Source organism: Pectinatus cerevisiiphilus (genome assembly GCF_004341685.1).
In the GTDB taxonomy this organism is placed as follows: domain Bacteria; phylum Bacillota; class Negativicutes; order Selenomonadales; family Selenomonadaceae; genus Pectinatus; species Pectinatus cerevisiiphilus.
The window spans coordinates 1-17,949 of the sequence record NZ_SMAA01000014.1 but is presented as its reverse complement, the minus strand read 5'-3'; the positions used below and the strand labels follow the sequence as shown (position 1 = coordinate 17,949).

22 protein-coding genes and 1 pseudogene are annotated in these 17,949 nt (G+C 44.3%); 7 read left to right on the top strand and 16 right to left on the bottom strand.

The features are described 5' to 3' along the window. Positions 1 to 47 precede the first annotated feature (47 nt). The 8 genes from EDC37_RS09220 to EDC37_RS09190 all read right to left on the bottom strand — a co-directional run bounded on the left by EDC37_RS09220 (position 48) and on the right by EDC37_RS09190 (position 7,201). Positions 48 to 2,315, bottom strand: coding sequence for a phage/plasmid primase, P4 family (locus tag EDC37_RS09220; RefSeq protein WP_132550638.1), 2,268 nt, complete (start codon positions 2,313 to 2,315; stop codon positions 48 to 50). Continuing rightward, on the bottom strand, positions 2,312 to 2,731 hold the full coding sequence (locus EDC37_RS09215) for a DUF7768 domain-containing protein (protein WP_132550636.1): 420 nt from the start codon (positions 2,729 to 2,731) through the stop codon (positions 2,312 to 2,314). Before EDC37_RS09215 ends, EDC37_RS09220 begins: the two co-directional genes overlap by 4 nt. Before the next feature lies 1 nt (position 2,732). Beyond that, on the bottom strand, positions 2,733 to 2,936 hold the full coding sequence (locus EDC37_RS09210) for a hypothetical protein (protein ID WP_132550634.1): 204 nt from the start codon (positions 2,934 to 2,936) through the stop codon (positions 2,733 to 2,735). Between the two features lie 130 nt (positions 2,937 to 3,066). Then, complete coding sequence (locus tag EDC37_RS09205; protein ID WP_132550632.1) at positions 3,067 to 4,995, bottom strand: DNA polymerase; 1,929 nt, start codon at positions 4,993 to 4,995, stop codon at positions 3,067 to 3,069. A gap of 56 nt (positions 4,996 to 5,051) precedes the next feature. Next, positions 5,052 to 5,198 (bottom strand): hypothetical protein, encoded by a 147-nt coding sequence (locus EDC37_RS12290; RefSeq protein WP_165874492.1) that lies wholly within the window; start codon positions 5,196 to 5,198, stop codon positions 5,052 to 5,054. Between the two features lie 15 nt (positions 5,199 to 5,213). Next, positions 5,214 to 5,786 carry a DUF2815 family protein gene (locus EDC37_RS09200; RefSeq protein ID WP_132550630.1) on the bottom strand — a complete coding sequence of 191 codons (573 nt, stop codon included), beginning with the start codon at positions 5,784 to 5,786 and terminating at the stop codon, positions 5,214 to 5,216. Beyond that, positions 5,779 to 6,918, bottom strand: a complete 1,140-nt coding sequence (locus tag EDC37_RS09195) for a DUF2800 domain-containing protein (RefSeq protein WP_132550628.1) — start codon at positions 6,916 to 6,918, stop codon at positions 5,779 to 5,781. Before EDC37_RS09195 ends, EDC37_RS09200 begins: the two co-directional genes overlap by 8 nt. Next, positions 6,908 to 7,201, bottom strand: coding sequence for a DNA ligase (locus tag EDC37_RS09190; protein WP_132550626.1), 294 nt, complete (start codon positions 7,199 to 7,201; stop codon positions 6,908 to 6,910). Before EDC37_RS09190 ends, EDC37_RS09195 begins: the two co-directional genes overlap by 11 nt. Positions 7,202 to 7,566: 365 nt before the next feature. Here EDC37_RS09190 and EDC37_RS09185 point away from each other — a divergent pair, with 365 nt between their 5' ends. The 4 genes from EDC37_RS09185 to EDC37_RS09170 are packed head-to-tail and all read left to right on the top strand — an operon-like array spanning position 7,567 to position 11,392. Further along, on the top strand, positions 7,567 to 7,794 hold the full coding sequence (locus EDC37_RS09185) for an SHOCT domain-containing protein (RefSeq protein ID WP_132550624.1): 228 nt from the start codon (positions 7,567 to 7,569) through the stop codon (positions 7,792 to 7,794). A 48-nt stretch (positions 7,795 to 7,842) separates the two neighbouring features. Then, positions 7,843 to 9,402, top strand: a complete 1,560-nt coding sequence (locus EDC37_RS09180; protein WP_132550622.1) for a recombinase family protein — start codon at positions 7,843 to 7,845, stop codon at positions 9,400 to 9,402. Between the two features lie 4 nt (positions 9,403 to 9,406). Next, a complete protein-coding gene (locus tag EDC37_RS09175) occupies positions 9,407 to 9,823 on the top strand; it encodes a hypothetical protein (RefSeq protein ID WP_132550620.1) in 417 nt (138 codons plus the stop codon). Next, positions 9,824 to 11,392, top strand: coding sequence for a recombinase family protein (locus tag EDC37_RS09170; RefSeq protein WP_132550618.1), 1,569 nt, complete (start codon positions 9,824 to 9,826; stop codon positions 11,390 to 11,392). It abuts the gene before it with no gap. Between the two features lie 140 nt (positions 11,393 to 11,532). Here the strand turns inward: EDC37_RS09170 and EDC37_RS09165 are convergent, their stop codons facing one another. The 8 genes and pseudogenes from EDC37_RS09165 to EDC37_RS09145 all read right to left on the bottom strand — a co-directional run bounded on the left by EDC37_RS09165 (position 11,533) and on the right by EDC37_RS09145 (position 16,120). Continuing rightward, on the bottom strand, positions 11,533 to 12,360 hold the full coding sequence (locus EDC37_RS09165) for an IS3 family transposase (RefSeq protein ID WP_132550616.1): 828 nt from the start codon (positions 12,358 to 12,360) through the stop codon (positions 11,533 to 11,535). Then, the gene (locus EDC37_RS09160) at positions 12,344 to 12,682 is read right to left on the bottom strand and encodes a transposase (RefSeq protein WP_132550614.1); all 339 of its coding nucleotides are present in this window, start codon (positions 12,680 to 12,682) and stop codon (positions 12,344 to 12,346) included. Before EDC37_RS09160 ends, EDC37_RS09165 begins: the two co-directional genes overlap by 17 nt. Positions 12,683 to 12,738: 56 nt before the next feature. Beyond that, a complete protein-coding gene (locus EDC37_RS09155; RefSeq protein ID WP_132550612.1) occupies positions 12,739 to 13,464 on the bottom strand; it encodes a hypothetical protein in 726 nt (241 codons plus the stop codon). 178 nt (positions 13,465 to 13,642) lie between these two features. Continuing rightward, a complete protein-coding gene (locus tag EDC37_RS12405; protein ID WP_196589879.1) occupies positions 13,643 to 13,948 on the bottom strand; it encodes an integrase core domain-containing protein in 306 nt (101 codons plus the stop codon). Further along, positions 13,942 to 14,184, bottom strand: a pseudogene (locus EDC37_RS12680) (transposase); the annotation flags it as partial. The pseudogene EDC37_RS12680 and the gene EDC37_RS12405, both read right to left, overlap by 7 nt. Next, entirely contained in the window at positions 14,144 to 14,374 is a 231-nt protein-coding gene (locus tag EDC37_RS12395; protein WP_196589880.1) for a hypothetical protein, read from the bottom strand. The pseudogene EDC37_RS12680 and the gene EDC37_RS12395, both read right to left, overlap by 41 nt. A 105-nt stretch (positions 14,375 to 14,479) precedes the next feature. Beyond that, the gene (locus EDC37_RS12390; protein ID WP_196589881.1) at positions 14,480 to 14,848 is read right to left on the bottom strand and encodes a transposase; all 369 of its coding nucleotides are present in this window, start codon (positions 14,846 to 14,848) and stop codon (positions 14,480 to 14,482) included. A gap of 174 nt (positions 14,849 to 15,022) precedes the next feature. Next, positions 15,023 to 16,120, bottom strand: a complete 1,098-nt coding sequence (locus EDC37_RS09145; RefSeq protein ID WP_132550610.1) for a phage portal protein — start codon at positions 16,118 to 16,120, stop codon at positions 15,023 to 15,025. A gap of 94 nt (positions 16,121 to 16,214) precedes the next feature. On the opposite strand from EDC37_RS09145, the gene EDC37_RS12285 reads away from it, so the two are divergent. The 3 genes from EDC37_RS12285 to EDC37_RS09135 form a co-directional block, all read left to right on the top strand. Further along, positions 16,215 to 16,379: a hypothetical protein gene (locus EDC37_RS12285; protein WP_165874491.1), complete on the top strand. Its 165-nt coding sequence runs from the start codon at positions 16,215 to 16,217 to the stop codon at positions 16,377 to 16,379. Between the two features lie 5 nt (positions 16,380 to 16,384). Then, the gene (locus EDC37_RS09140; protein ID WP_132550609.1) at positions 16,385 to 17,137 is read left to right on the top strand and encodes a zinc ribbon domain-containing protein; all 753 of its coding nucleotides are present in this window, start codon (positions 16,385 to 16,387) and stop codon (positions 17,135 to 17,137) included. 183 nt (positions 17,138 to 17,320) lie between these two features. Next, positions 17,321 to 17,949, top strand: a 629-nt coding sequence (locus tag EDC37_RS09135; RefSeq protein ID WP_243642181.1) for a transposase, incomplete at its 3' end; no start/stop codon positions are given.

Sequence of the window (17,949 nt, the reverse complement as noted above, 5' to 3'; positions counted from 1 at the left end):
TCCCTATAGAGGACTTTCTATATAGAGGTGGCATGAGGTGGCACTATTTAATTTATCAAGAATTCTGATTTCAGCTGTAACCCCTTGATATACTTGCCTTTGCTGCTTCTATAGCGATCAAAGCCAGAAGCTTCTATCGCCCCGTAAAAATCCGCACTATTTCTGACGTACTCACCGGTTCGAACACAGAAAGCTCGATAATTGTCATACACCTCACCAGATTTTGCCTCAAATAGCGGGCCTACTTCACAGCATTCCTCCAGAAAATGCTCCATCCAGTTGTTGATTTCTCGATATTCATTAATGGCTCTCTGCACTCTTTGGGGCGCTGTTATTTTGCAATCTTCTGCGATGACCTTTCTCGCTCCCTCGATTATCCAGCTTAAGATTGCGCCCCCCGCGTTCTCAAATAGATAATCTGTATAATTCTTAATATCTGAACTTCCTTCAATTCTGGCATCAAAAGGGATAACAATCAGTCTGCGCCACGTTCCCTGGTCCATCGCCCCCACTTTAGGAAGATGATTGGTATAGAGCACCAATGTATGACTAGGTGTGTAGCTAAACGGATCCTTGTACTTTTTCTCAGCTGAAATCTCATCTGTTGAACAAAGTTGCTTCACATTGGCGGTACTTAGACGCATTCCTTCTTCCAGCTCAGCTGCTATGAGTAGACGTTTTCCCTTGGCCTCAGCCAGCTCCGGCCGAACATTTCTCCTACAGCCAATGGTTAAAGTCTCCGCTGACATCGTTCCACTATAGCTTCCTAAAACTCTGGCCAGCACATTCCAAAAGGTAGATTTTCCGTTACGTCCTTCCCCATAAGCAATAACCAATGTCTCCATGAACACCTTGCCAATAGCTGCCAGCCCCACAATTCGTTGAACATATCCAATAAGCTCCGTATCAGTCAGGAAAAAAGTATTCAGGGCATCCATCCAAAGCTCACGTCGAACTTCATCCGCATCGACCAGTGTTTGCTTCGTGATAAAGTGCTCTGCACTATGTTCCATCACACCAGCCACCCCTTGTCTCAAATCATAAGTAAAAGATGGCGTGTTCAACAGATATTCATTGCTGTCCAGCTCTCGCTGTGTAATTTCAAGCATTGGGCGGCTTTCCTTCAGTGCGTTACCGATATATTTGGACTCACGCCGTTTAATGGCATAATTCCGATAGGCTTCCGCTCTTTTATACTGTAAATATAAAGCCCGTTGTTCCTCTGTAAGCACAGCCAATCGCTCGCTATCTGCCTTTGAGCAACGATTAGCATTTATCCTTATCACATCAACAACGCCCTGGCCTTCTAGAATTGCCCGCACCTTTTCCATCTCTGCTTCTGCCTCAGCCAGCTGTCTATCCGTCAGCTCCTGAGACAATCCCTGTGCTTTAGGCTTGCTTTCCTCCCAATAGCTGCCGTTATAGACAATAAAATCCGTTGACGGAGAATATCTAAGGCACCAGCTATATTCTCTAGCGAGCACGACTGCCTGCCCAACATCGGATTTATCTGCTGGCATTATCATAAAACCACTTTCGTAATTCTCCGGTGCAACATACCCAGGCTCAGTTGCTATCCGTTGATAAAAGCTCTGGGCACTCTGCCAGATACGTGCCAGCTCACGGTCATCCAATGGCGGCTCACATTTCCCGGCACGTTCCATAAAGATATTGCAAGCATCAGAGGTATCACCATAGCGTTTTATGATGCGCCCAGCAAATTTTGACATTGTAGCATTTCGTTGCCCTTCAGGAATCTTTTCAATGTCAGCCTCCCAGCGCTTAAAATCCTGTTCTGTTAAAAATTCAAGGACTGTTTTGCTTCCCTCATGCCACAAAAGCTGTGGATTATCCGTTCCGTATAGAAACCGTGCTGTATCCTGCGCATTTTTGTCAAAGTAAGGAAAATAGGACAGAATACGCTGTTTCTCTCTTGCATAACTATCTGCCTTGCATAGTTCCTCAATAGGGAAATATACATGGAAGCGTGGTCTTGGAGCTCTGTCCCCTTTTTGCTTATTGTGGCTGCGACTATAAACCAAAGCATAGGATACATCCTGAAAATAGCGTTCCAGCTTTTCAGCAGTGATCCACTCCTCCGGACTGTCTGAGTGGTCATTATCACAATCATCTGGTATGCAGTCCGTAAGCTCGAAATTTGCACTACTACGGTGATTTCCTTTATATAATGCCATTACATGATCATATTGCACTGCATGCGCTAGTGCTGCTTCATCTGTGATTTCTTCCTTGGTCGGATATAGTGAATTTAGTTCTTCACCCCGACAATTTGCTCGGTACAATGTAAATCTCATATCGATATCTCCTCCAAATCTTCCGTAAAATACCGCAGTATTTTCCTTAGATGTTTGGCCTTATCCAGTTCTACTTGCATACCATCGGATACCTTCTCACCAAAGCACCACAGCTCATGGCATTTTCCTAAAAGCACCAAATTCATAAAAATAGCTACACTACGCTCTGACTCTTTTTGATCAGCTAGAAACTGCGTGAAGTAGATATGTGGTGCTATGGGGATATATCCCTTACTGACAGCAAACCGACAATAGTACTGCGCCCTTAATGTATTCTCTCGCTCATCCCCCCTATATGGGCTGCAGATATATACCAAAGGCCGGAAAATAGCTTTATCTTCTCGTTGCAGTTTATTTAGTGCCGCATAGCAAGTTGGATCAGGGTAGCCCTCGGCATTTACATACTCTCTGTCCATTTCATACCCCCCGTTTCAAAAGCTCAACACAGTTATCACAGTAAACAGCTGAGTCATACAGTCCAAAATCCTTGTCCCCCATAAACTCCATGAGGTCTACTGGCACCTCGGCCTGGCAACGCGGGCACTTGCAAAACACATTCTCAGCAGTTATTTTTACTGCTACCTCCGTAGTTTCACCGAGCTTTTCCTTAACATAAAACATAGACTCGACCTCCTCTGTCGGAATAATTTGTGGCAAGAAAAAGCGTCCATCTCTGAGATGAACGCCTATGCAATCTACCACCTCTCTATATAAACCACTGGAGATGTTTTTCAGATTTTGACGAAACAATTTAATCTTTTTTATAAAAATCACATTCGTAGCCATCAGCTCGAAGGAGCAATCCCTCTGCCCACGGCGGTGTACGTCCCATCTGCTCACATATGGCTGATAGTGACATTCGTCTGTCTGCTTCTATGATGAGCTCATCATGGATGTGCGCTACGATAGAGCAATTCCGTAATGTCTTCATGGCATACAGGAGAATATCCCTGGCAATGCCCTGGACAATATTCTCCACAAACTTCGGGCCATAGCTTTCTAACCGTTCCCATTTCTTCGTTGCCCCAACACCTTCATAGGTGACCGACTCTCCGCCAAACTTGTTCACGCCCATCTTTGGCTTGACATAAGCAAGCCGCCGACCACTTGGCAGCGTAATGAAAAGGAAACCACTCTCATAGCTAAAATGCAATCCATACAAAATAGATTGACGGTGCTCTACCACACAAACCCTTACAGCATGATCAACATCCCACCACAATCGAACGATGTGCGGATTGGCATTACGCCAGGCATTGACGAGACCTTGTAGCTCATCTTCCTCCAGCCCCATGTCTAGCGCCCCCATTGCCTTTAATGCGCCAACAGAGCCACCATACCCAAGCGCTAATTCCGATATTTTACCTTTCTGGCGAAGATGCCCATTTTCTCCGTTTTTCACAACCTTCACCTTAAACATCTGTGATGCCGAGGCACAGTATATATCTCCACCGCTTTTAAATACCTCGAGCCGCCAGACTTCGCCAGCAAGCCAGGCAATGACACGAGCCTCAATAGCAGAAAAGTCAGCTACGATAAACTTTCGCCCGTCCTGCGGCACAAAGGATGTGCGGATAAGCTCGGACAAGGCATCCGGAATCGAACCATATAGCATTGACATTGCCTCATAATTGCCAGAGCGAACCAGCGACCTTGCCTCTGCCAAATCACTCATGTGGTTTTGAGGTAAGTTTTGCAGCTGAACAAGCCGTCCACTGAAGCGGCCTGTCCGATTGGCACCGTAGAACTGAAACATTCCCTTTACCCGGCTATCTGAGCAGACTGCGTTTCCCATGGCTGTGTACTTCTTGACGCTGGACTTGGCAAGCTGCTGCCGTAGCTCCAACACCTCAGCTAGTGGCTCCGGCGCCTCCTTTAAAAGCTCTGCCACAGCCTTCTTCCCAAGGTTATCCGTCTCCAAACCGTTATTTGCCAGCCACGCTTTCATCTGCTGCACCGAGTTTGGATTAACTAGGTTCGTCCGCTCCTGCATCAACTCGATGAGTCTAGCCTTCGAGCGTTCATCCATGGCAATAGCCTGCTTTACCAATGTCATATCTATGCCAATGCCGCGATCATTGATTTCCTGATCTAGATGGTACTCCTCCCAAATTGCATCAGGAACTGGAAACCTCGACAGCTTTTCCTGTATGGCCATTTCTGTTTCAACATCCCGCAGATTATATGACTTAAACAGTTCCCATTTTGCCTTATCGTGTTCTGGAAGATTTCTCGTCCTGCCGCCATTGGCCTTGGTCGCAGCACACGGCACACAAAAGTAACGAATGAGGCTCTTGCCCTCGGTCAGCTTCTGCTTTTCCAACCCTAGCACAGTTCCTACGCCCTCCAAGGATAATGGCAGACCAAGTGTAGCTGCCCAAATCATCGTACAGCGCCAGGAATCTGGGGAAATATATTCATCCAACCATCTAGCCAGGCACGTCCTCTCGAATGACGCATTGAATGCCCACTTGATGACGGTATCGTCCATCAATGCCCCCACTACCTCGACAGGTATCATCTCGCCTGCCACCATATCTACGACCTTCACTTCACCGCCATCTACTGAATAGCCAAAGAGCAGTATTTCAAAATCAGGCGATTCTGCATAATGATATACGCCAGACTTTGCCAAATTCACAGAGGAAAAAGTCTCGATATCGATACTTAATGTCTTCATAATTTACTCCTTTACAAACGAAGCGATGGAGGACATCCCCCACCGCTTCGTATCCTTTATTTTCTATTTTGCCATCTATCGAACAAGCAATCGACAAGCCGATCAGTAAAGCCTTTCACATAATATCCAATCATCATCGAAAATAACATGAAGACCACTATAACATCAAACTGCTTTGCAAATTCATAAATTTCCATACCCATGCGCTATCCTTCCTATCAGCTCAAGAAATCATCATCGTCGTCAGTTGCAAAGTCATCTTCTGCACGGCTGCGACCACCAAGAGGCTCGCCATCCTTGATTTTCTGCAGGTTATTAAGACCGCAGGCAATACCTTTGTTGCCAGAGCTATTGAAGGCGTAGAAGCTGATGCTGGCTCGACCATATACTCCAGAATAAACCTCTGAACGGGTCAGGATAGGATTGCAATCGGTATCCACAATTCCAGGTGCCGTAGTGGCATTGGCATTAACAAAGTAGGCATTGGCATAGGCTGCATCATCCGGGCGCTCTACGTCTCCATCACGAAGTGGCGTCTTTATTACAGAAAGTGCTGGCACGCTGCGGCCATTTCCCTTGAGCTTGGCCTCACCCTCCTTATAAGCGGCCTCGATAGCTGCCTTTAGCTTGGCTACAGTTTTCGTATCCGATTTCGGTACGATAAGGCTGACGCTGTACTTTGGCGTACCTCCATTGATGGATTTGGGCTCCCATACGTTTGCGTAGCTCCAACGAGTCTCCGGGCCAGTGATTACCTTCAGTGGATTCATAGCTTTTACATTTTTACTCATGATCTTTTTCCTCCATAAATTCAGTTTTTGCATTATGCATTGCCGGGCGTTTATCGCTGCTCGGTACTAATGTTGGTTTACCAGGTGGCTTTTCGATGTAAGCTGCCAGCAACTCTTCAAATCGAGTCTTACCCAAAAGCTTCTGCATGGCAGTGATGCCCAGAAGCTTCTTTTCGTATGGCTCAAACCCAGCCTTGCTGACAACCTCAGTTACCGCAGCTTCATTCATATAGCGACGATTTGAGCGTCCCTCTACGATCTTCCAGCCCTGCCATTCCTTCCCGGCAATAGCCTGTCTAAGTGCATATTCCTTGATGTCGCTTGCCCAGACAGATAAATCATCTACCATTGATAGAATCAATTCTATTTCTACATCATCCAAGGTCGGCGGCAGCTGAAAATCATGCTTTGCAAGCAAAAGATTGTTCTCTGCACGAGCTCTACAGATATGCTTTGCCTTACAAAACCTGCACCAGACTCCACAAGAAAACTCGCCCTCACCAGCAAAGGCAAGTTTCGCCTGCGGTGCTAAGCACTCAGTAGCCCACTCGTATAAATTCTTTGCCGCCAACTCAAAAACACTGACATTTTCTCGTCTAGGCTGATAGATCACCAGCTGTACCTTATCTATGTCATAGAGTGCATCAAACATATAGAGCGCCCCCAACGCATAGCATTTCAGCTGTTCATTATTCGTTGCCTCCACCATAATGCCCTGCCCATGCTTATAGTCACAAATGGTGAGCATCCCTTCAGTAATAACCAGTGCATCAGCTGTACCGAAGCCTTCCTTCACCCAGCTGGAAAAATCTACCCTCTGCTCAACCAATACTACCGGAGCACTGCCTCTCACCTTAGCTTGCTCGACAAGCTCCATGACGAAATCCCGGTAGCCTTCCGCGCAAACTTCCATTTCTTCGTTGTAAAATTGCAGCTTACGAGTTGGATTTACAGCTCTGCGCTTCAAGGCCTTCAGTAGCTTATATTCGCACAAAGCGTGTGCCTCAGTACCTTCGACCGCATAGCTGCTATTCTTATCAGCAAAGCCCTCACCCAATCTAACCGAGGGCGGGCAGTGCATCCAGCGGCCAGCCGAGGATGCTGATAATAAGGCATGTCCTTTAGCTGCCATTTCCTAGCACCTCCGCATCCGTCTTTAGTCCAGCATAGTCAGTCTCTGCGATTTCAGACAATCGCTTGCCGCCATGCTTCTTTAAAAGCTCCTTCACCTCAGCAGTAAAACCAAGACCTGCTTTTTCTGCCAAAACGCCTCTGACCTCTTCCAATGTCACCTTTGGTTTCACTGGAGCTTCCCTATCATCACCTGTTTTTCCTGTGTCCAGCTCATCGGCCAGCTGATTGATAAATGTAGCGGCATCCCGCAGCTTGATGATAGCCTCTGCTAAATCCTTCACTCTTGTCTCCTCCTTTCACTTTTTGACCTCTGCCTTGCAGCCTATATACCATTCGAGCCGATACCAGACTGATAGCACATAAAACTGCAGCAATCTCAGATTGTCTGTGTAATCTATGCATTCGCGTCACCTCCTGTCGGAGCATTTATCCTGTGTGCTCCTTACAATATCCACTGGTCTTGAAATTCGACTTTTGACGAAATAGCTTCAATTTTTTCAAAAGCTCATCCTCGTAATTATAAGGAAACAAAAAAAATATAGCCTCCGCAATTACGGAAGCTATAAAAATATTTTGGCCGACCTCGTCAAAATCACATATTTTTCTCCATTGGATTATAAATAGAATTATCAAGATGGAGGATATTATGGAAATCAGAACCGTTGCAGGAAACTGGCAGCCAAGTACGCCAAAGGAAAAAGCAACCACCATAGCACTGCAGCAGGACTGCGGCTATCATAAAGCCCAGCAACTATTGCAAAGCATGTACAATGCAAACCTCATTTCTCTACAGGAATTTAACGCTGTCACTAAGCTGAATCGACAAGCCTTTGCCCCTTTTTTAGTTGAACTTTTACCAAAAATCAGTGGCTAATCTATCGATTTAGAGTTAACATGTGATACTACCGAAGGAAGTGATTCTTTGAAAAAGATTACTGAAATAAAGTCTGTACGCCCGCGCATAAGACGAAAAAAACTGCGTGTGGCCGCATATTGTCGCGTATCCACTGCCAGTGACGCGCAGCTAGAAAGCCTGGAAACGCAAAAAGCCTACTATGAAAACTATATAAGTTCTAGACCAGATTGGAAATTAGCTGACATATATTTTGATGAGGGCATCAGTGGCACAAAAATGTATCAACGACCGGCTCTCCAAAGATTGCTGGCAGACTGTGAAAGCCGACAAATAGATATGGTCGTCACCAAATCACTAAGCCGACTTTCGCGAAACACCATGGACTGCCTGGAAATCGTCCGCAAGCTGCAGTCACTTGATATCCCAATCTATTTTGAGAAGGAAGCGCTTAATACCGCTACTATGGAAAGCGAGCTCATGCTATCTGTAATGAGCTCAGTCGCTGAAGGTGAATCCGCTTCAACCGCACAGAACATCAACTGGTCTATTCAGCACCGTTTTAAAAATGGCAACTACAAGCTATGCTCTCCTCCCTATGGTTATAGCTGGAATGGCGACAATCTACAAATTGTTCCCGATAAGGCCGCCATAGTCAAAGAAATATTTACAAAATACCTGGCTGGTACAAAGGTGATCAGCATTATAGATGATCTAAACAAGCGCGGTGTCGCTACACCTCGCCACGGACCAAGATGGCAACGCTCCACGATTGCTGGCATTCTAAGCAATGAAAAATATACTGGTGACGTTATCTTTCAAAAAACCTACACTGCTGTGGGATATAAACGACGATGCAATCATGGGGAACGAAACCAATATCTATATAAAGCCCACCATGAGGCTATCATCAGCCATGAGGAATTTAAGCAGGCCCAAAGCTTAAAAGCAAATCATTGCCAAGGAAAGGGCATTATTAAAAGTTCTGATAAAGGACAAAGTCGCTATGCATTCTCTGGTAAAATTATCTGCAACGAGTGTGGCAGCAGCTTTAAGCGGCGGATTCACAAATACGCTACCACCAGCTATGTTGCCTGGATTTGTGGCACCCACCTAAAAGACAAAGCTGCCTGTCCTATGCTTTTTATACGCAATGATGATCTTGAGCTTGCCTTCATCACAATGCTCAATAAGCTGATATATTCCCGAAAAATCATCCTGGCACCCCTTTCCGAAAAGCTGAAGCTTATCAGTAGCGACAATACGGTAAAACAAATCCGTGATCTTGAAACTGAGCTGATGCAAATTACAGAGAAGCGCCAGACCTTACTACGCCTAAAGGCTGAAGGATATCTTGACCAGATTGTTTTCACACAGGAAAGCAACCTACTTGAGACACGTAGAAAAGAGCTTACTATCGAGCTGAACAGTCTAGAAAACAACGGTACCAAAGGTGCTACCGAACTTAATGAACTAAAGCGTCTGCTATATTTCACGAAGCATTCAAAAATGCTTAACGCCTTTAATGAGGCGCTATTTACCGAATATGTACACCGCATTCACGTATATAGCCGTCAGGAAATTGGCTTTGAATTAAAATGTGGACTAATCCTAAGAGAAAGGATCTGACAACGTGGAAAATCACCCGTTTGGCTATAGCATAAAAAACGGCAAAGCTGTAGTTGATACCGCTAAGGCCAATATCATCCGGCAGTTTTTTGCCGATTATCTTTCAGGAATGGGGCTTACCTCAGCGGCCAAAAAAGCTGGCTTTGCCCCCTACCATGGCTCAGCTAAACGTATGCTGACAAATCGCTGCTATTTAGGTGATGATTTTTATCCGGCTATTATTGACGAAGAAACCTTCACTGCAGCTGAAATGGCACTTTTAAAGCGAGCTGAAAAATTAGGTCGACTTAATAAGGATAAACCTAAAGTTTCTAAGCCTATTCCCAATAAATTCTATATAACAGAACCGGCTGAGGAGAAAATCAATCCTCTTAAGCAGGCAGAATATCTTTACAGCCTGATTCAAGTTGAGGTGAACTGAATGGAACAAAATAGAATCATGATTATTCCAGCCAAACGACAGATTGGAAATAATATCAAGGAAGCAGAAAAGCCTAAACTTCGAGTTGCTGCCTACTGCCGCGTCAGTACAGATAGCGAGGAACAGGCCTCCAGCTATGAGGCACAAATCCAGCATTATACCGAATACATCGCCAAGAATCCTGACTGGCAGCTAGCCGGCATCTTTGCTGACGATGGCATCTCTGGCACCAATACCAAGCACCGCGTAGAGTTCAATCGATTGATTGAGGAATGTATGTCCGGCAATATTGATATGGTCATCACAAAGTCCATCAGCCGCTTTGCCCGAAATACACTCGACTGTCTAAAATATATCCGCAAACTCAAGGATAAAAACATTCCAGTATATTTCGAGAAGGAATCGATTAATACTATGGATGCCAAGGGCGAGGTATTGCTTACCATTATGGCCTCCCTCGCTCAGCAAGAAAGCCAATCTCTAAGCCAAAACGTCAAGCTTGGGCTGCAATACCGCTACCAGCAGGGCCAGATACAAATCAACCATAACAAATTTCTAGGCTATACAAAAAATGACGATGGAAAGCTTATCATCGAGCCCAAACAGGCTGAGGTAGTAAAACGCATCTACCGCGAATATCTACTGGGATTTAGCATGAATCGCATAGCTTCCGGTCTTGAGGCAGATGGCATTTTGACTGGCGCTGGTAAAAAGAAATGGTGGACAAGTACCATCCGTAAAATTCTCAGTAATGAAAAATATATTGGTGATGCACTGCTGCAAAAAACCTATACCACCGATTTTCTCACCAAGACCCGTGTGAAGAATACTGGCTTGATGCCACAGTACTATGTAGAAGGCAACCATGAGGCTATTATTCCCAAGGAAACCTTCATGCTGGCACAGGAAGAATTAGCGAAACGGCAAGTCACTGCGGTCAGTCCCAATGGTCGCAAGCGAAGCTATAGCAGCAATAGCTGTTTTAGCAATATTATCTTCTGCGGCCATTGTCGGGAAGTATTTTGCCGAGTCCATTGGTATCGGCATAAAACCTCCACCGTTGTTTGGCGCTGTGCCAGCAGGCTTGAAGACAGGTCGCCCGTCTGCTATGCCCGCTCCATCAAGGAAGAAACCCTCCATCAGATAGTCATCGAGGCCCTAAATCGCATGCTGCTGCAAAAAAGCAATTACCTGGACATCCTGCAAAAAAATATCACTACAGTAATCAAACGCTCTGATACTACTGATATTGCCCTCATTGATGAGAAGCTTTTGACCCTACAGCAAGAGCTCCTTCGCCGAGCCAATAATCGTGAGGCGTATAACAATATAGCCGATGAAATTTTCCATCTCCGCGAGCTTCGAGCCAAGGCCGAAAGCAACACGGTACTACGAGACGATACCCTGAAGCGTATCACGGAGCTCTGTGATTTTCTCAAGGAGCAGCCACAAGAGCTTACGGCATTTGACGAGCTGCTGACTCGCCGCATACTGGACAGCATCACGGTCTACGATGACCACGTAACCGTAAAGCTTAAATCCGGCATCAGCCTGGACATAGACGAATAAAGAGATAGCCCTGAACTCATGGTTTGTTTGAGTTCAGGGCTATCTCTTTATATTGACTAAGCTTTGCTGGTTTCATTATAATGGGCCCCTTGTCAAGACCACTTCGTAAATTTTTAAGAGTGTCATCAAACGAAGTAAAGCTACGCAGCGAAACTGCCGAAATAGAAATCATTCGGAACCTTGTAGCCTAGAGCTTCGTGTGGCCGTATGTTGTTGTAGTCATCCACATACGTATCAATCAGTTGACGCAGCTCTCTTGGCGAATGGTATTCGTTAGGATCGAGCTGTTCCGTCTTGAGACTGCGGAACCATCGCTCAATCATGATGTTGTCAGCCCAGCGACTTCTGCCATCCATGCTTTGCCGGATGTTGAGACTGTGAAGCAATGTCTTGTAGTCATCACTGGTAAGCTGGCTTCCTTGATCTGAATTGATGATAGCAGAAATGCCACACTCTTTTACGGTTTTCTTTACTGTATGGACGACCGAAGCTGCATCCAGTGTATCAGAGAGATAGTATCCAATCAGTCGTCGGCTATACCAGTCAATAATTGCTGTCAGGTACATATGACCGTGCGGCATTGGGATATAGGTGATATCTATAGACCAGACCTGATTAGGAAATGATGCAGTATAATTGCGCAGCAGATATGGCACGATAGCCTCCTTGAAGTTCCTCTTGGATAGATTGGGCTTGGGATAAATGGCATATATACCCATTTTCAGCATGAGTCGGCGTACTGTCTTAAGACATACAGTAAAGCCGTCTTCCTGCAGTTTGATGACAATTTTGCGGGATCCAAGATAAGGGCATCTGGTATGCCAATGGTCGATACATGCCATTAAGGACTCGTCGCGCTTGACTGCTTCTGTATCCTGTATGGGTGGTATGTAATACAAGCCGGACCGGTTCAGTCCCAGCAGCTCGCACTGACGACGTATGGAAAGCCCATTATCCCTTTGGATCATATTCTGGGATTTGTGGGACTGCTTCTCCAGCTCGGTGAAAGCAATCCTGAAGAAAGTCGCGTTCCAGCGTCAGCTGACCGATGGTCTTAAGCATCTGGTCATTCTTTTTCTTCAGGTCATCCTCCTTCCTCTGAACAGCCTTGCGTTCAGAATCTGCGCCAAAAGCGCGATGGGCATTCTGCAGGAAATCCTGCTTCCATTTCCGGACCATGTTCGGATTCAAGTTGTTCTCGGAGCAGATAACATTGAATTCCTTGTTGCCTTGAAAGATCGACAAGACCATCTTGGTTTTGAATTCAGCAGTGTACTTTTTTCTTGGCATGATGGCAACCTCCTATTTCGTTACCTATACTATATCACGCACTCTTAAAATTTCCATTACTGGTCTGAATTCTTGGGCCCATTATAAAAAGTCACCTTATTCAATTCATTTATATCCCATAGACGAACATTACTAAAGCCCCCGACATTTAATACATAATAATCATTATCACCTATTAAGCTACCATCTGGAGAATCCAATATCACTCGTATTTCATTCTGCCACTTATACGATTCATCTTTATAAAAGAAAACTTCATATTGTTCTATGAGATTATTAACAGCCAGACTTTCTTTAGCATATTTTTTAGCAATGTCAGCATAAGTAACTTCTCCTATTTCGTATCCAATACGCTTAGCCTGAGATATGGCATCCATCTTATTCGCAAATTCGTTCCATGAAACATAAGCAAAATATTTCCCAAATTGCTGCATTTCTTTTATAAATTCTTCTTTTAAAGTGTATCTATTGCCATTACAATTTAAAATATTGTAGTTTAATGCAGAACAACAAAATATTGGTACTTTATCGTCACCATCAAAACCTAATACCACATTAAGTAATTCACTATTTGGCACAACAACTTCCCCTGCTTTTTTTATTGATATTTCAGATAATTTTACATCTATTGGCTTTTTTCCATCATTTTTATCTCCACGATATGTATCTTCTAGTTTTCTAAAATATCCACTAGCCTTAAAATAAATATTACCATTTAAAAAATCCTGTCGATACTCTTCTTTACTAAAGCATTTTAAAATACCAATTGGTCGCTTATTCATCTTTTCCATCTCCAATTCCATACTTTTCTAATTATACTACATACTATAACCAATAAAAATTACTACCCTAAAATCATCTTCCTGAATTTTTAATACTTATAAAGCTTTACAGTAACATATTCTCTGCAACTATAGTGGCACGCTTGTCAAGACCAAAATCGATAAATTTCTAAATGTATCAGGCAGCAGACATTGCAGCATTGAGCAGCAGTGCCGGGAAGTAGCGCTCTGCTGGCGGGACGTTCCCGATGGCTGAGTGACAGCGCTGGAAGTTATACACGTTGATGTAGTTGCGGATGGCCCTGCGAGCCTCCCGGATGTTGCGGTACTGCGTGAGATAGGCTTCCTCATACTTGAATGTCCGGAACCACCGCTCAATCTTGATGTTGTCGGCCCAGCGGCCCAGCGGCTCTTGCCATCCATGCTCTGGCGGATGTTGTGTTCCTTGAGGAAAGCCTTGTACTCCTTGCTGGTGAACTGGCATCCTTGGTCGGAGTTGAGAATCTGCGGCTTTGCTATACGGAGAGCCTTCCTTACGGCAGCAATGACCATCCGGGTGTCCAGGGTATCGTCCACCTCCCAGCCAACAATGCAGTGGCTGTACCAGTCGATGATGGCTGTCAGATAAACGAAACCGTGCTCCAGTGGAATGTAGGTGATGTCGATGGACCATGCCTGGTTAGGCTGCTGAATATCCACATGCTTCAGCAGGTAGGGCATCACCTGCGCTTGTTGCTGCCGCTTGGAAAGGTTCATCTTCGGATAGATGGCGTCGATGCCCATCTCGCGCATGTAGCGAGCTGTCTTGCGTCGTCTGACCTGATGCCCGAGGCGCTACAGGTGCGAGACCAGCTGCCTTGCGCCCCAGGCAGGATTGTCCGTGTGGAAATGATCGATGATGCGCTTGCATTCCAGCGCTTCATCTGATGGAGTGTTCTCTTTGGGTTGGTAGTATTGGCTCGTGCGGTTGACGCCGAGCAGCTTCGCTGCTTTCCGAAGGGAAAGCCCCTTGCACTTACTCCTCGAAAGGTTTTGGAGAATACTGTTTCTCGTAGTCCGGTCCAAGAATTTCCTCAGATTTTTTTTTCAACCAATCCACCTGCATGGTGAGTTGGCCAACTTTGCAGGCATAGGAGGCTTTCTCCTTCCGCTCGGTCTCGAGTTTTTGCTTGATGTTGTCCTCTCTGGAATCATCGAATATGATGCTTGCCTTGCTGAGGAACTCGTTCTTCCAGTTCCGCAAGAGGTTCGGCAGGAGTTCGTTCTCAGCCGCCAGCGTGTTGAGGTCTTTCTCACCCTTGAGCAGCTCGATGACGAGATCGGATTTGAATTTCGATGTGAAATGACGGCGCGTGCGTGACATGATGATTATCTCCTTTTTCATTGATCGCCTCCAGTATACCACGAGATTCACATTAAGAAATAGTTTCGAAGTTGTCTTAATTCATAGTTCCATTATACTGATCCTTGCCTTTCGCCATCGAGCCAACTGCCTTTTTCGTATCAGCCTGAATTTCACCATGGATAATTGCAAGTGCAAATTGAACAGTTGTTTTAATCAAGAACATTTATCAATAGCATACCCGTTCATCCGGCTCTGATAATCACCACGCAAGAGGCCATCCACATTAAACCGGAAGAACAATTTACTCTTCTCACCTGGGAGTAAAAGTGCTTGTTGCATAGCCTGTTCCCATCTCACAATCCATGGATTGAGGGTATAAATTACAAAATCCAAGGACTGCTGCTCAATATTAGAAAAGCTCGACTTCTCAAGGTCTCCAACCATGTGTGGTGGGACTCTGAAAATTCGAGCTATCTCATTGATTTGAAATTTTCGTGTTTCAAGGAACTGTGCCTCATTAGGCGGTATGGCCATCTGCTTGTAGGTCATTCCTTCCTCAAGGACTGCCACACTGTGAGCCTTTCTGCCGGTGAACCGAGCCTGCCAGCTTTGCCTTAATTTATCCGGATCTTTAACTACCCCTGGGTGTTCAAGTACACCACCCGGTGTAGCACCGTTGGCAAAGAAAGTGGCTCCGTACTCCTCCGTAGCAATGGCTATACCTATGGCATTCTTAGCCATGGCTATCGGGCTATATCCGATAAGACCATCAAAACCCAAGCCTGGGATATGAAGCACATCATCTTGGGGCAAAACCACCTGCTCAAATCTCTGCTTACCTCCCGCTTCATCAGCATATCTTGTATAGGTATAAACCAACTGCCCGGTGGAGTCCCTGCTTACATCCATCTTATTTGGAAGAAGCGGATACAAGGCAATTACCTCGCCCCGCCCATTTCTAATAATCTGGGCATAAGCGTTACCCCACAGTAAAAGATGGCTCATCATGGTTTCCCTGAACACGAAGCTGGTCATTTCAGGATTAGGCTCATCATGCAGAATTCTATACAGGCTGTGACTATACAGCTTTTCTTTGCTGCCATCCGCCCGGTACTGATATACATTAAGTGGAAGGCTTGCTATTGCCTCTGCCAGTATCCTTACACAGGCATATACTGCAGTAATCTGCATAGCAGTCCGCTCATTCACATTTCTTCCGGCTGGAGTTCCTCCAAATAAAAAAGGCCAATGGACTGAAAGGTAATCCTTTGGCTTATCCCTTGAACGGAACAGTTTGGAAAATAAATTCATAGGCTGATGCCTCCTTTTTTTATTAATAGCAGGAAAAAAAATTCCCAGTCGAAGATATAAGTGTAAAAATTTAAATAACCTTGAGGTGATATTTATGGCAGTATTTGGGATAATATTAATTATTCTGGGATGTATAGGATTAATAATGGGGCCCATAATGTTTGGAGATATTGGAATAGGAACCACATACTCTGGGATTATATCTATTGTAACTGGTGTTGGATTCCTAAAAATGGACCATGATAAGATAAAGGAGTGATTACTTTGAATTGCCCAAAGTGCAACAGTGTATTAGAGAAAAAATCTAAATTTTGCCCAGAATGTGGCTTTGATCTTACTAATGTCACTTTTGAGGATAATATACCAAATAACTCAACCGATAGCAGCTCTTCACCATCTACACCAACTACATCATCTACAACATCTACAGGAACTCCCAGAAAAACTTTATATATTATAGGCATAGTTATTTTTGTTGCATTTTTATTTTTATTATATGGCCCTGGCTCATCGACAAAGCATAATTCAACAACATCGGATTTTGAACCTAAAACACATGTTACCGAGAAGAAACCTCCAGCAGATTCATCAGACCCTGTTTCTTTAAATACACCATTTAGCAAACCTGGCATCGCTGAAATTACAATCAAAGGTACCGAATTTACAGATAAAGTTATACCAACAAATCCCAGTGGTTACTATAGTTATTATCAAGCCGATGAAGGCAAAGTATATTTTGTTATAAATGCTACATTAAAAAATTTAAAAAAAGAAAAAGAAGATATGGATAAACTTGTGCGTATTGATGCCGTATATAGTGATGGCTACAAATACCACTGTATGCTTCTTCGAGATAGAAATGGCCGCTTAGATGGACTATACGAATTCATAGATCCCCTACAGCCTGAAAATGTAAAAATTGCTGTACAATTACCAGCTGAAGCTGCTACCAATACTTTACCAATCAAAGTTGTGTTTGATTTTTCTACTCAAAAAAATGTATTTACTTTTAGGTAAAAGCTAAATCATCAATGGTACTGTCAAATTTCTTTCGCAAAATCATGAATCCTGACGTAATCAAAATCAGTCTAGAACGCTTTCGGCATCACAACCGAGACTATGAAAAAATCTCTGTAAATAAAATTCTCTCGAAGGAATAAGGTCTTCTATGGTAAAATTTAATCATAGGAGGCCTTTATCATGGCTAAAAATCACAAACCAATTCACAAAGTCGAAATGACCGATGGAAAGAGATCCATTATCCAGCAGCTTTTCCAAGAGTACAATATTGAGAATGCTAACGACATCCAGGAGGCATTGAAGGACTTGCTTGGCGGCAGCATCAAATCGATGATGGAAACTGAAATGGATCAGCATCTAGGGTACAGTAAATCCGAGAGATCCAGCAATGAAAACACCCGCAATGGCTACAAAACCAAGAAACTCAATAGCAGCTATGGCAACTTCCAGATTGACGTTCCGCAGGATCGACAGTCTTCTTTCCAGCCACAGATTGTGAAGAAACGTCAAAAGGATATTTCTGATATTGATCAGAAAATCATATCTATGTATGCCAAAGGGATGACCACAAAACAGATATCTGAAACATTGGATGATATCTATGGCTTTGAAGTATCTGAAGGCTTCATATCGGATGTGACAGACAAAATCCTGCCTCAAATTGAGGAATGGCAGAGCCGTCCGCTTTCCAGCGTTTATCCAATCGTCTTTGTAGCGCTCAATGTCAAGGTAGTTGTCAGTAATTCTTCAAATTTTATATGTGCATCTACTGACTATGCTCCAGATTCGACTGTATGTTCGAAGTGGGC

What these genes read in the sequence shown, in the direction of transcription:
- EDC37_RS09145 (WP_132550610.1), bottom strand. Translation starts at nt 16,120, where the DNA reads ATGAATTTATTTTCCAAACTGTTCCGTTCAAGGGATAAGCCAAAGGAT.
- EDC37_RS09210 (WP_132550634.1), bottom strand. Translation starts at nt 2,936, where the DNA reads ATGTTTTATGTTAAGGAAAAGCTCGGTGAAACTACGGAGGTAGCAGTA.
- EDC37_RS12285 (WP_165874491.1), top strand. Translation starts at nt 16,215, where the DNA reads ATGGCAGTATTTGGGATAATATTAATTATTCTGGGATGTATAGGATTA.
- EDC37_RS12405 (WP_196589879.1), bottom strand. Translation starts at nt 13,948, where the DNA reads ATGCCAGTTCACCAGCAAGGAGTACAAGGCTTTCCTCAAGGAACACAA.
- EDC37_RS09205 (WP_132550632.1), bottom strand. Translation starts at nt 4,995, where the DNA reads ATGAAGACATTAAGTATCGATATCGAGACTTTTTCCTCTGTGAATTTG.
- EDC37_RS09200 (WP_132550630.1), bottom strand. Translation starts at nt 5,786, where the DNA reads ATGAGTAAAAATGTAAAAGCTATGAATCCACTGAAGGTAATCACTGGC.
- EDC37_RS09155 (WP_132550612.1), bottom strand. Translation starts at nt 13,464, where the DNA reads ATGAATAAGCGACCAATTGGTATTTTAAAATGCTTTAGTAAAGAAGAG.
- EDC37_RS12395 (WP_196589880.1), bottom strand. Translation starts at nt 14,374, where the DNA reads ATGCAAGCGCATCATCGATCATTTCCACACGGACAATCCTGCCTGGGG.
- EDC37_RS09220 (WP_132550638.1), bottom strand. Translation starts at nt 2,315, where the DNA reads ATGAGATTTACATTGTACCGAGCAAATTGTCGGGGTGAAGAACTAAAT.
- EDC37_RS09170 (WP_132550618.1), top strand. Translation starts at nt 9,824, where the DNA reads ATGGAACAAAATAGAATCATGATTATTCCAGCCAAACGACAGATTGGA.
- EDC37_RS09185 (WP_132550624.1), top strand. Translation starts at nt 7,567, where the DNA reads ATGGAAATCAGAACCGTTGCAGGAAACTGGCAGCCAAGTACGCCAAAG.
- EDC37_RS12390 (WP_196589881.1), bottom strand. Translation starts at nt 14,848, where the DNA reads ATGAAAAAGGAGATAATCATCATGTCACGCACGCGCCGTCATTTCACA.
- EDC37_RS09160 (WP_132550614.1), bottom strand. Translation starts at nt 12,682, where the DNA reads ATGCCAAGAAAAAAGTACACTGCTGAATTCAAAACCAAGATGGTCTTG.
- EDC37_RS09215 (WP_132550636.1), bottom strand. Translation starts at nt 2,731, where the DNA reads ATGGACAGAGAGTATGTAAATGCCGAGGGCTACCCTGATCCAACTTGC.
- EDC37_RS12290 (WP_165874492.1), bottom strand. Translation starts at nt 5,198, where the DNA reads ATGGGTATGGAAATTTATGAATTTGCAAAGCAGTTTGATGTTATAGTG.
- EDC37_RS09165 (WP_132550616.1), bottom strand. Translation starts at nt 12,360, where the DNA reads ATGATCCAAAGGGATAATGGGCTTTCCATACGTCGTCAGTGCGAGCTG.
- EDC37_RS09195 (WP_132550628.1), bottom strand. Translation starts at nt 6,918, where the DNA reads ATGGCAGCTAAAGGACATGCCTTATTATCAGCATCCTCGGCTGGCCGC.